The sequence below is a fragment of the Clostridium sp. ZBS15 genome, from assembly GCF_023845705.1.
Lineage (GTDB): Bacteria > Bacillota > Clostridia > Clostridiales > Clostridiaceae > Clostridium > Clostridium aquiflavi.
Window position 1 is genome coordinate 79,839 of sequence record NZ_JAMQHY010000009.1, and the last position, 11,982, is coordinate 91,820.

General features: G+C 24.8%; 11 protein-coding genes. 4 read left to right on the forward strand and 7 right to left on the reverse strand.

Annotated elements, in window-relative coordinates; all coding sequences use genetic code 11:
• Positions 1-2: 2 nt before the first annotated feature.
• From aepY to NG904_RS04270, 5 genes are all read right to left on the reverse strand, one after another.
• Positions 3-1,139: a phosphonopyruvate decarboxylase gene (gene aepY / locus NG904_RS04250; protein ID WP_252212458.1), complete on the reverse strand. Its 1,137-nt coding sequence runs from the start codon at positions 1,137-1,139 to the stop codon at positions 3-5.
• 2 nt (positions 1,140-1,141) lie between these two features.
• Complete coding sequence (gene aepX / locus NG904_RS04255) at positions 1,142-2,440, reverse strand: phosphoenolpyruvate mutase (RefSeq protein WP_252230061.1); 1,299 nt, start codon at positions 2,438-2,440, stop codon at positions 1,142-1,144.
• Positions 2,441-2,453: 13 nt separating this feature from the next.
• On the reverse strand, positions 2,454-3,188 hold the full coding sequence (locus tag NG904_RS04260; RefSeq protein ID WP_252212460.1) for a phosphocholine cytidylyltransferase family protein: 735 nt from the start codon (positions 3,186-3,188) through the stop codon (positions 2,454-2,456).
• A 175-nt stretch (positions 3,189-3,363) separates the two neighbouring features.
• Positions 3,364-4,527, reverse strand: coding sequence for an AI-2E family transporter (locus NG904_RS04265; RefSeq protein WP_252230063.1), 1,164 nt, complete (start codon positions 4,525-4,527; stop codon positions 3,364-3,366).
• A 166-nt stretch (positions 4,528-4,693) separates the two neighbouring features.
• A complete protein-coding gene (locus NG904_RS04270) occupies positions 4,694-5,347 on the reverse strand; it encodes an HAD family hydrolase (protein WP_252230065.1) in 654 nt (217 codons plus the stop codon).
• A gap of 147 nt (positions 5,348-5,494) precedes the next feature.
• Here NG904_RS04270 and NG904_RS04275 point away from each other — a divergent pair, with 147 nt between their 5' ends.
• The 3 genes from NG904_RS04275 (at position 5,495) to NG904_RS04285 (ending at position 9,014) form a co-directional block, all read left to right on the forward strand.
• Positions 5,495-6,442, forward strand: a complete 948-nt coding sequence (locus NG904_RS04275) for a ribonuclease Z (protein WP_252230067.1) — start codon at positions 5,495-5,497, stop codon at positions 6,440-6,442.
• A gap of 102 nt (positions 6,443-6,544) precedes the next feature.
• Complete coding sequence (locus tag NG904_RS04280; protein ID WP_252230069.1) at positions 6,545-8,146, forward strand: Na/Pi cotransporter family protein; 1,602 nt, start codon at positions 6,545-6,547, stop codon at positions 8,144-8,146.
• Positions 8,147-8,405: 259 nt separating this feature from the next.
• On the forward strand, positions 8,406-9,014 hold the full coding sequence (locus NG904_RS04285; protein ID WP_252230071.1) for a DUF445 domain-containing protein: 609 nt from the start codon (positions 8,406-8,408) through the stop codon (positions 9,012-9,014).
• A gap of 110 nt (positions 9,015-9,124) precedes the next feature.
• Here NG904_RS04285 and udk read toward each other — a convergent pair whose 3' ends face one another.
• Positions 9,125-9,736 (reverse strand): uridine kinase, encoded by a 612-nt coding sequence (udk, locus tag NG904_RS04290; protein WP_252230073.1) that lies wholly within the window; start codon positions 9,734-9,736, stop codon positions 9,125-9,127.
• 195 nt (positions 9,737-9,931) lie between these two features.
• The gene (locus tag NG904_RS04295; protein WP_252230075.1) at positions 9,932-10,939 is read right to left on the reverse strand and encodes a hypothetical protein; all 1,008 of its coding nucleotides are present in this window, start codon (positions 10,937-10,939) and stop codon (positions 9,932-9,934) included.
• Between the two features lie 335 nt (positions 10,940-11,274).
• Here NG904_RS04295 and NG904_RS04300 point away from each other — a divergent pair, with 335 nt between their 5' ends.
• Complete coding sequence (locus tag NG904_RS04300; protein WP_252230077.1) at positions 11,275-11,757, forward strand: CarD family transcriptional regulator; 483 nt, start codon at positions 11,275-11,277, stop codon at positions 11,755-11,757.
• The last annotated feature ends 225 nt before the right edge of the window (positions 11,758-11,982 follow it).

Consider the following 11,982-nt stretch of genomic DNA (forward strand, 5'->3'; position numbering starts at 1 on the left):
TACTAATTCACCTCTAAATTCTTCATAAAACCTTCTTTATTTTCAATTGGTATTTGGGTTGGTCTACCAAGATTTTTTCTCGCACCCTTTTTTACCTTAATTTCTAATAATGTAGGACCCTTACTATTTTTTAATTTTTCTAAGCATATTATTAAATCTTCTTTTTTACTACAACTATATGCTTCACTATATCTTGCACCCTTTGCTAAAGCTAATATATCTATATCTAGCGCTACTGTTTCTTGACCGCCTACAGAATCATGTGCACCATTGTTCATTACTATATGTTTGAAATTTTCTACATTTTCATGACCTATTGTTGTTATTCCACCTAGATGCATTAATAAAGCTCCATCTCCGTCTAAGCAATAAACATTTAAATTTTTCTTATTTAATGCTATTCCTAATGCTATTTGAGAAGCATGTCCCATGGAGCCAACTGTTAAAAAATCTCTATCATGTTTTTCCTTTCTTTTTTCTCTTAATTCAAAAAGTTCTCTTGATAACATTCCCGTTGTAGATACTATTATGGACTTTTCATTAATATGTGATAGAATAACTTCCAATGCTTCTTCCCTAGTCATTTCAAAGTCATACAATTTATTATTTTTAAGTTTATATTCATTAAAAGTTCCTTTTTTTATCACTAGTGCATAAGGTTCTTTTTCTTTTTTCATATAATCATTAACATCTCTTAAAAAACTCTTCATTTCATCTTTACTTGTATCATCACTTAAAATTTTATATTTTATATTTAAAGTTTCTAATAATTTAGTAGTTATTAATCCTTGTTTTTTATGTTGTGGTTCATCCTTCTTACCAGGTTCCCCTCTCCATCCTATTACTAATAACATAGGAATACTATAAACTAATTTATCACTTAAAGATGTAATTGGATTAATTGTATTACCAAGTCCTGAATTTTGCATGTAAACAAGTCCTATTTTTCCTGTTGCTAAATGGTAGCCTGAAACTAATCCAACTGCATTCCCTTCATTAGCTGCTATAATATTGTTTTTACTGATTGTATTATCATTAACATATGCACAAAAAGATTTTAATAATGAATCTGGCACCCCTGTAAAAAATTTTATATCATTATCTATTAACTCTTTATAAAATTCTGACACATCTAACATCCTTATTTCCCTCCAGGTATTAAAGTTAATATTTCTTTTATTGCCATACAATTTTCTGAAGCTTCTTTAGAACGTTCATTTTCTAAAATACTTTTTGCTGTACTCATCATAGCTGGATAAGCACTTCTTATTAAATGATTTGCATATATAACAACATTAACTCCTAAATGTGACAATTCTTCTTCTGTAATAAAATTATATGAAGTTGGAACTACTATAAGTGGAACCTTATTTTCAAAATCACTATACTGTTTACAAAATTCTATTATTTCTTTTCCATCACTTTCTTTACTATGAATCATTATTCCATCAGCACCAGATTCTATATAAGCTTTTGCTCTAAATAAAGCATCACCAAGTCCAGCTTTAGTAATTAAACTTTCAATTCTAGCTATAATCATAAAATCATTTGTTACTCTTGCATTTCTTCCTGCTCTAATTTTGCTGCAAAAATTTTCTACAGTATCTTGCTTTTGCTCTACATCCGTTCCAAACAAAGAATTTTTTTTAAGTCCAATTTTATCTTCTATTATAATGGCTGATACTCCTAATCTTTCTAATGTTTTAACTGTATAAACAAAATGCTCTACTTTTCCACCAGTATCTCCATCAAGTATTATAGGTTTTGTAGTTACTTCTAAAATATCATTAATTGTATTTAGTCTTGATGTCAAATCAACAACTTCTATGTCAGGTTTTCCCTTTGATGTTGAATCACAAAGTGAACTTACCCACATACCATCAAATTCTTTTATCTTTCCTTCCTTTTCTACTTTTGTTTTCTCAACTATTAAACCAGTAAGTCCATTATGTGCTTCAAGTATTCTAACTATCTTTTTTGAATACATTAACTCTTTAAGTTTTTTCATTCTCATTTGAGGGGTTGTCCCTATTCCACTTAACTTTTCTTCTAATTTAGTAATTGATATTCCCTTAGTGTACTTTATTTCTACTAACTTTCCATCCCATTCCTTAATGACATCTATAACTCTTTTTCTAAATTTATTTTGAAATCCACTTTTCCAATCGTCACCATGCAAAATATAATCGGGTTTTAATATCTTAATATTTGCTACTTGATCTAATGTGTCTTGAGGAATTACCTTTGAAACACCTTTTATATTTTCAATCACCATTTTTCTTTCTTCATAACTCATTATTGGTTTTCTCCAATATCCTGCAATAACATCATCAGTATGAAGTCCTATTATTACTTTTCCTAAATTTCTTCCTTCATTAATTATATTTAAATGACCATGATGTATTATATCTCCACTCATTGCTATATAAACTGTTTTCATAAACTCATCCCTTCTATTCTTCACCATTAACATACAATCTAGGAATTATATATTCCTTAACTCTTTTTAAATGTTCTTTATTATCAATTTCTGACCATATTAAATTTTCAATTTTTAAATACCCAATCTTTCTCATCTTTGCAACATCAAATAATATATATTCATAGTCACATTTCTGCATTTTGGATTTATTAAATTGCTTTATCATTTCCCTATATAAATTTAATGATATTTTAGATATCCCAACTAATTCTCCATATATATTTTTTATTTCTTCTTTAATTTTAGAAATTTTATATAAGTTATTATTTTTAATCTCAATGTAGCATTCATCGCCACTATTAGTTAAATTGCTAATAATTACACAATCATCAGAAGCATATTCAATTGCATCTTTTAATGCTTTAATTTCATAAATAAGATCACCCTCTAATAATAAAAAATCATCAACAATTAAATTTTTTAATGTAGCCAATGAAGCCATACTACCAGTAGTTATATATTTATCATTTCTTTTGACATATAAATCTACCTCTTTTTCACATAACTTATCATAAAAATTTCCTAAATGTCCTGTAACTAAATATATTTTCTTTATTCCTGCTTGCCTTAATTTAGATATTGATCTTTCAATTAATGTTTTTTCATTTATGCATATAAAGCCTTTGGGTATTTCATCATTTGTTATTTCATATAATCTTTTTCCCATTCCTGCAACTAAAATAACCGCAGTATTTATTTTTCCCATAATACTCCCCCCTTGTTCATTTATTGAACAAAATTATATTATCATTATTCACTGTTCAATACAATATGTTCATGTAAATTTTTTACTTTTATACAAAATAAAAAGTCATATAGAGTTTAAAAATATATTTCATATCTTTAAACTCTATATGACTTAAAGTTTTATATTTTTAAAGTCACATATAATCTTTTGTATTTATTTTTAAACCTTTTTTCTTTAAATTTGCTTCTACTATTTCTTTTATAATAGAATATACTACTGCAAATAAAGGTACACCTATAATCATTCCTATTAATCCCAAGAATTTTCCTGCAAATAATATTGAGAATAATATCCAAAAAGCAGATATTCCTATTGAATCTCCCAATATTTTAGGTCCAATAATATTTCCATCAATTTGTTGAATTATTAATATTATTACTAAGAACCATAATGCTTTTACTGGAGATACAAATAAAATTATTATAACTGATGGAATAGCACCAATAAATGGTCCAAAGAATGGAATAATATTAGTTATACCCACTATTACTGATATTAATATAGCATATGGCATACTACATATAGTTAATATTATAAAAGTTAATACTCCTATAATAAAAGAATCTAATATTTTTCCCATTAAAAACTTTCCAAATGTATCATTACTTCTGTGAGTTATTTCTATAATTTTTTCTGCAGCCTTTCTGTAAAAAACAGCATATGTTACTTTTTTACTCATTGCACAGAATTTTTCTTTATCAATTAGTAAATATATTGATATTATTACGCCTAGAACAATATTCCAAATACTAGATGCTATTTTAGTAACAAAGCTTCCTAAAACAGGCAATAAATTAGTTGCAATCTTTATTATGTAATTAATAAATTCATTAAAATTATTATTTATTAAAGGAAGATATTCTTCTGAAATATTTAAATCTAGCATTAATTCATTAATAAATTTTGTTGATTCATTAATAAATTTAGGAACATCATTCACTAATCCTATTATACTTTGTATCAATTGTGGCAATACAAAGTGTATAAAAAGAGCAATCAATAACATAGCTGTTATATATGTAATAAATAAACTTAATCCTCTCTTTCCTTTAAAACTAAGAGATTTTAATTTATTATATTCACTTATTTTTCTTTCATAAAATTTTAATATAAAATTTAATATATACGCCATTGAAAATCCTATTATAAATGGTTGTAATATAACTATTATTCCACTTATTTTTCCTAATAATGATCCAAATTCAGATATAGATAAGTAAAATATAATAATTGCACTTACAACTATAAAAGAATATATTGATATTGTGTTATATTTTTCATTCCAATTAATTTTCATTTTTCCCTCTCTTTTGTAGTAGTTATTTAAATAATACTACTATGTAATCATTATAGATTTTTTACATATAGCTTTCAACAAAATTCTCATTAACTTAATTATAATTATGAACTATATACAAAATATAATACAAAATTCAAGATATAAATTAATAACTTAAATTGATCTATACAATTATCTTTAGTAATTCATCTAAATCTTTAACTATATAAGTTGCACCTGCTTCTTTTAATTCATCATAATTTCCATATCCATATAGTACCCCAATACTATCAATGTTAAATTCTTTTGCTCCAATAATATCGTGTTCTCTATCCCCTATCATAACAACATTCGATAAATCAGTGATATTATTTTCTGATAAAACGTATTCTATGACTTCACTCTTTTTAGAACGAGTTTCATCCATATTACTACCACCAATAAAAGTAAAGTATTTTGATAAACCAAAATGGTCAAGTATTTTTTCTGCAAAAAACTTAGGTTTTGATGTTGCAACCATAAGAGTTTTTCCTCTGTCTTTTAATGATTTTAGAACTTTCTCCATTCCTTCATATACATCATTTTCAAAAAGACCCACACTTGCAAATCTTTCTCTAAACTTCTCTATAGCCTCTACTGTTTTTTCTTCATTAAATCCATAATACAAATTAAAAGTATCTTTTAATGGTGGACCTATAAATTTAGTTAGTGTATTTATATCTTCAACATTAATTCCAAAATGTTTTAATGAATATTGTATTGATTTTGTTATTCCAATCATAGGGTCAGTTATTGTTCCATCTAAGTCCATAAAAATATAATCATATTCTTTATTCAAAGTCATCCCTCCAAATTAATATTCTTTCTAGAATATTATATTAAAATTTTAATAATAGTACAAAATAAAACTAGAATTATTTATATTTTTTTTGTTATTATAATATATAGACAATTTTTTACTATATAAAGATAGGAGAGGTTTTTTATGATTGATCTATGCACTTTAGGAACAATAGGTGGAATGCCTATGGTTGATAAATTTTTATCTTCTACTTTGATAAACATAAATGGTAGAAAAATTTTAATTGATTGTGGTGAAGGTACACAAGTTGCCATGAGAAAAATAGGTTGGGGGTTTAAATCTTTAGATTTAATTTGTATAACTCACTCTCACGGCGATCATACAATAGGATTACCTGGATTACTTTCTACAATAGGTAATTGTGGTAGAAGTGAAAAAATTACAATAGTTGGACCAAAAGGAATTAAAGAAATTGTTAATGGTTTAAATGTTATAAACCCATATCTTCCTTACGAACTAGAAATTATTGAATTAGAAAATAATGAGTTAAAATTTTTAATAAATACAAATGGTACTTCTTTATGTGAAAATGATGATAAGTGTAATCTTATATTATCTTCATTAGAAGTTGAACATTCTGCTAAATGCCTAAGTTATAATTTTTATATCAAAAGATTCCCTAGATTTTCTGTAGATAAAGCTATTAAAAATAATGTACCTAAAACTTTATGGAACAAACTACAAAGTCAAGAAACTATAAATTATAATAATAGGATATATACCCCTGATTTAGTTCTTGATAATCAGCGTAAAGGCATTAAAATATCATATGTAACTGATACAAGACCAACTAATGCTATTCCTGATTTTATCAAATATAGTGACTTGTTTATTTGTGAAGGTACTTATGGTAGCGATGAAGATATAGAAAAAGCTATAAAAAATAAACATATGACATTTAGAGAAAGTGCAACCTTAGCTCAAAATGGAGAATGTAAAGAATTAATTTTAACTCATTTTAGTCCTGCATTATCTAATCCTGAAAGTTATATATATAATGCAAAAGAGGTTTTTGAAAATTCCAATGTTGCTCATGATGGTTTAATTAAAAACCTAAAGTTTATAGATTGAGAAATACTTTACAATTTTTAGTTTTACTTTTCCTTTATTAAAAGTTATAATATGTAAATATAAAAACTTAATTACTTTTTTTATTTCGAAGGAGAGATATGTGTGAATGGTATAAATATGCTTATTGAATTAATTGGGGGCTTGGGGCTATTTCTCTTTGGTATGAAGCTCATGGGAGACGGGCTTGAAAACGTTGCAGGTGAAAGATTAAAAGGTATTTTAGAAAAAGTAACAAATAATAAATACATGGGAGTTTTTATTGGAGCTCTTGTAACTGCTATAATTCAAAGTTCTAGTGCTACAACAGTAATGGTTGTTAGCTTCGTAAATGCTGGTCTTATAAATCTTATGCAAGCTACTGGCATTATCATGGGCGCAAATGTCGGAACAACTATAACAGCACAATTAATTTCTTGTAAATTAGATAATATTGCACCTTTATTTGTAGGTATCGGTTCAATATCACTCTTAGTTACAAGTAAGAAAAAGCATAGAGATATATCTTCCATAATATTAGGATTTGGTATACTATTCCTTGGAATGAATTTTATGTCTAATGCTATGAAACCGTTAGCTGAATCATCAATTTTTTCGCAAATTTTAGTTCTCGTTGGCAATAATAAACTCTTAGGAGTTTTATGTGGACTTTTAATGACTGCAATAGTTCAAAGTTCTTCTGCCACAACTGGTATCTTAATAGCCCTTGCTACAACTGGAGCTATTGATATGAATATTGCATTGCCTATTATATTTGGATGCAATATTGGAACTTGTGTTACAGCACTTTTAGCCTCTGCTGGTGGAAACAAAACTGCTAGGAAGGCTGGCTTAATACATCTCTTTTTTAATATTATAGGTGTATTAATATTTACTCCATTTATAAATCCACTAATTTCATTTATAAAATATATTAACCCTACAGATGTTTCTAGACAAGTTGCAAATGCTCATACTATTTTTAATATTACAAGTACAATAGTTTTACTGCCTTTGTCAAAATATCTTGTTTTATTAGCAAATAAAATCTTACCTGGTAAAGATTCTTTAGAAACAGATGGATCAATTTATTTGGATAAAAATTTATTAGATACTCCTATTGTAGCAACTGGACAAGTTGTTAATGAAACAATTAGAATGGGTAAAATTGCACAAAAAAATATAGAATTAGCCATGAAGGCTTTTTTGATTGAAAATGAAGAATACATAAAACAAGTATATAGTAATGAGAAAATAATAAATACTTTAGAAAAAGAGATAACAGATTATTTAGTTCTATTATCAAATTATGAATTACCAGATACTGATAGTAAAATTTTAAGTACAAGCTTTCATATAATTAATGACATAGAAAGAATTGGTGATCATGCAAAAAATATAGTAGAATTGGCTACTGAAAAAATTGATGATCATATTAGAATTCCACAAGATGCTATTGAAGAACTTATGAGTATGTATGAGCAGACTCTTAATGCTTTAACTTTAGCTTTAAAGTGTTATGAAAACAGTGATTATACTAACGCTAAGCATGTAAAAGAAATTGAATTGAAAATAGATACTTGTGAAAAAACACTTAGAGAAAGCAATATAAAAAGATTAAATCAAAAAAAATGTTCAGCTAACTCTAGTACAATATTTTTAGATTTGATTAGTAATCTTGAAAGGATTGGTGATCACTCTACTAATATTGCCGAAAGAGTACTTTAATATTTTTATAATTTCCTAAAGAAGAAAAAGCGACTGTAAATCAGTCGTTTTTTTCATATTTGCCTTTCTGGAAATATATAAACTTTCAAATTGTTCTATACTCTTTAAAATATACTTTTAAAGAGTATATTTTTTCTAAACATAATTACTGATATTTAAAATTAAAACACATGTTTTTATGTACTTTTAGTTTTTACATTAATATGATATACTATTTAAGTATTTTTACTATTAAATAATAGGGGGGAGTTATTTAACTATGATACACATTTTAATAACAATATTATTTTTAACTTTAATTGGTGGACTTATAGGTTGGATTACTAATATTTTAGCTATAAAGTTATTATTTAGACCAATAAAACCTATAAAAATACCTATATTTAATATAGAAATTGTAGGTCTTATACCAAAAAGACAAAAAGAAATTGCTAAAAATATTGGGCAAGTTATTGCAAATGAATTATTATCAGTAGATGATTTATTTAATGAAATAATAAAAGAAGAAGATAAAGAAAACTTTAATGAATATATAAAAAATAAAATAGTAAATGTAATATCAGAAAAAATCAATTTCATTCCTGCTCCATTTAATGTAATGATTAAAAGCTATATTGATGAAATTATTAATACTGAATTAAATCCTATTATCAACGATATACATAATACAATTATGGCAAAAGCTAAAGAAAAAATAGATATTGAAAAAATTGTTGAAGAAAAAATCAATCTTCTTGATTTGAATAAGTTGGAAAGCATAATAATATCTGTTGCTAAAAAAGAACTTAAACACATTGAAATACTAGGCTTTATTTTAGGTGGTTTTATTGGAATAATTCAATCTTTAATAATACTTTTTATAAAATAAAATATAAATTATTAGGCTTTGTTATGAATAATTAAAGATCAGATGTTAAATAATAAAACTTTAACATCTGATCTTTATTCTATGTATTGTAAATTATCTATTAATATTTTTTAAATAAAGCTACGTATTCTTTCTAATAACATACTAAGCGCAACTGTATTACATCCACCTTCTGGAATTATAATATCAGCTCTTTTTTTACTAGGGTCCACAAATTCTTCATGCATAGGTTTTACAGTAGTAAGATATTGATTAATAACAGAATCAAGATCTCTTCCTCTTTCTTGTACATCTCTTAATAGTCTTCTAATGATTCTAACATCAGCATCTGTATCTACAAATACTTTAATATCCATCAAGTCACATAATTCTTGATTTTCAAAAATTAATATTCCCTCAACTATTATTACTTTTGCAGGCTTGATCATAATTGTTTCACTTGTTCTAGTATGTTCAACAAATGAATATACTGGATGATTAATAGTTTCTCCATTTCTTAACATCTTAAGATGTTTTATCAGAAGATCAGTTTCAAAAGAATTAGGATGATCGTAATTTAATTTCTTACGTTCCTCTAATGATATATTATCATTTGATCTATAATAATAATCATGAGAAAGTATAACTACATCATCACCAAATTCTTCTTTAATATTCAATGATAAAGTAGTTTTTCCTGATCCTGTTCCTCCGGCTATCCCTATTATCATTATATCTTGCATAATATAATTTCCTCCATATCGATTATGTTTAATTTATATTTAATATAAAATATTCTTATAAATTTATATATTTTTTTCCTATATAATAATAGCATAGCTATTATTATTTATCTATATTAAATTGTTTGTTTTAAAAAATAAGGAATAAAATAGCTATGCTGATATAATTTTTATTAGTAATTTTGAACAAGTATTTTAAAATACAGAAGATTTTTTATAGAAATATACAGTTAATTTATTATCATCCTTAGATACTACTGCTTTTTCTCTACCTTTTTCATTTGTATTTTCATCATCTTCAAAAAATTCTATTGCTCTATTAATTGATTTTATATCTAAACTATTTTCTACTTCTTTTCTATACAAAACCGCTAATTTATTACTAAAATTATTATCAAATGATGATACATAATTTATTGTTCTATTGTTGCTACTACTTGTATTAAATTTATTTTTTAAATTATTATTGTTATTTTTATTGTATTTATTTTTTTTGAGTTCCTCTTTTCTTAAATTAATATTCTTTAAGTAATATGATACATCCTCTATCTCTAAATTACTCAAGTCATTAGCTAATTTTATACCACATTCTTTAAAACAATTAACTGCATTTTTTAGTTGAATGCATACTTCAACTTCACTACCATAGCGCTTACTAAATTCTCCTAATAGTTCATTTACTTTTTCTTCATTATATAAATTCATAAATGATATATCTTTACTTATATTATTTACTATCAAGTATGCCTTTTTATATTTTATATTATTAAAGGCTTGTATACTGCAATAAATTGATATTATAATACATGAAATTAGAACTATTGAATTTCTTCTTAAAATAAACGTCAAAATTAGAAAACACCAAAAAAATAATCTTGAAGTCTTATATTTTCTTATGCCCTTAATTAAATTCTCATCCTCATTAATTATTTCATTAACTATTATTCTCTTATTTTTTAACTTATTTTTTCGTTCTTGTATTCCCTTAATAAAAGATTTTAAGTTTAATTTTTTCTTTTTAAATATCCATAATTGCTTCTGTCTTTTTATATCTCCATTTTGTCCATAAACTATTAGTCTATTTTTATTTAATGATATATTGTTATCCTTATATTTAGTTATAATAGTTATATTTCCATTTGTAGATATTTTTACTTTTATATTTTCACCTAATCTAAAGTTTTTTTTATATTTAACTCTCATTCCAATAGCCACCTTTTCTTTATAATATTTCAGGCTTTAATCTTAATGACTTAAATGTAAATTTTTGTAATTATTTACCTTAATTTTACACTAACTTTCAAAAATAATCAAGGGGCTATCTTTTATTTATTAATCAATTGTTTTTAATGACAGATTTATCTTTATTAACTAATATATATAGAATAAATATTAATATATTACAAAATATAAAATTAAGTAATTATCTTTATATTTACTTTGTAATTCAATACAAACGATATATTTTCAAAAATGGATTAAATTTTATAAAATGTGTTATAATGTAAATAAGCACATAAATTAAAGGAGGTGTTTTTTTGTTTAACGTTGGTGATAAAGTTGTTTATCCCATGCAAGGAATAGGAATAGTTCAAAGAATTGAAGAAAAACTTTTCTGTGGTAAGAAAAAAAAATATTGTATAATACAAATGTTAAAAAATAGTTTAGAAATAATGATACCTATTGATAGAATACCTAATTCTAAATTACGTATGATTAATGATATTAATACACTAGAAGATATACTAAATCATATTCAAGACACATCTAATCCGGAAGAAATAGATCTTCCTTCTAAACAAAGATATGAGATAAATTTAAATAAAATAAAATCTGGTTTATTGGAAGATAGCGTAGATGTATTTTATAATTTAACTCTTATCAATAAGATGAAAGCTCTCAACTCAACAGAAAAACAAATATTAAACACAGCACGCAAATTCCTAATAGATGAAATAAGAGTCATTAAAAATATAAGCGAAAATGAAGCTACAAAAATATTAAAATCTAGTATTAATTAAATTAATGCTTCAAATTTATTTTTTAAATTTATTAGAATAACTGATAATTTTCTTAAAATTAAGTTATTACCCATGATTTCTTAATTTAATATTTTAAATTACATAAAAGAAATATTTTAAAACTAGGCTATGTTTTAAAACAATGTTGATATATGCAATAGGTGAAGTGGCATTGTAAATGAACTTTTAGAACTCTTAATGAGTATTGTCACATTTACTGCTTGT

Excerpts from the sequence above, each read along its gene's own strand:
- aepY (WP_252212458.1), bottom strand. The coding sequence starts at position 1,139 with ATGTTAGATGTGTCAGAATTTTATAAAGAGTTAATAGATAATGATATA.
- aepX (WP_252230061.1), bottom strand. The coding sequence starts at position 2,440 with ATGAAAACAGTTTATATAGCAATGAGTGGAGATATAATACATCATGGT.
- NG904_RS04260 (WP_252212460.1), bottom strand. The coding sequence starts at position 3,188 with ATGGGAAAAATAAATACTGCGGTTATTTTAGTTGCAGGAATGGGAAAA.
- NG904_RS04265 (WP_252230063.1), bottom strand. The coding sequence starts at position 4,527 with ATGAAAATTAATTGGAATGAAAAATATAACACAATATCAATATATTCT.
- NG904_RS04275 (WP_252230067.1), top strand. The coding sequence starts at position 5,495 with ATGATTGATCTATGCACTTTAGGAACAATAGGTGGAATGCCTATGGTT.
- NG904_RS04285 (WP_252230071.1), top strand. The coding sequence starts at position 8,406 with ATGATACACATTTTAATAACAATATTATTTTTAACTTTAATTGGTGGA.
- udk (WP_252230073.1), bottom strand. The coding sequence starts at position 9,736 with ATGCAAGATATAATGATAATAGGGATAGCCGGAGGAACAGGATCAGGA.
- NG904_RS04295 (WP_252230075.1), bottom strand. The coding sequence starts at position 10,939 with ATGAGAGTTAAATATAAAAAAAACTTTAGATTAGGTGAAAATATAAAA.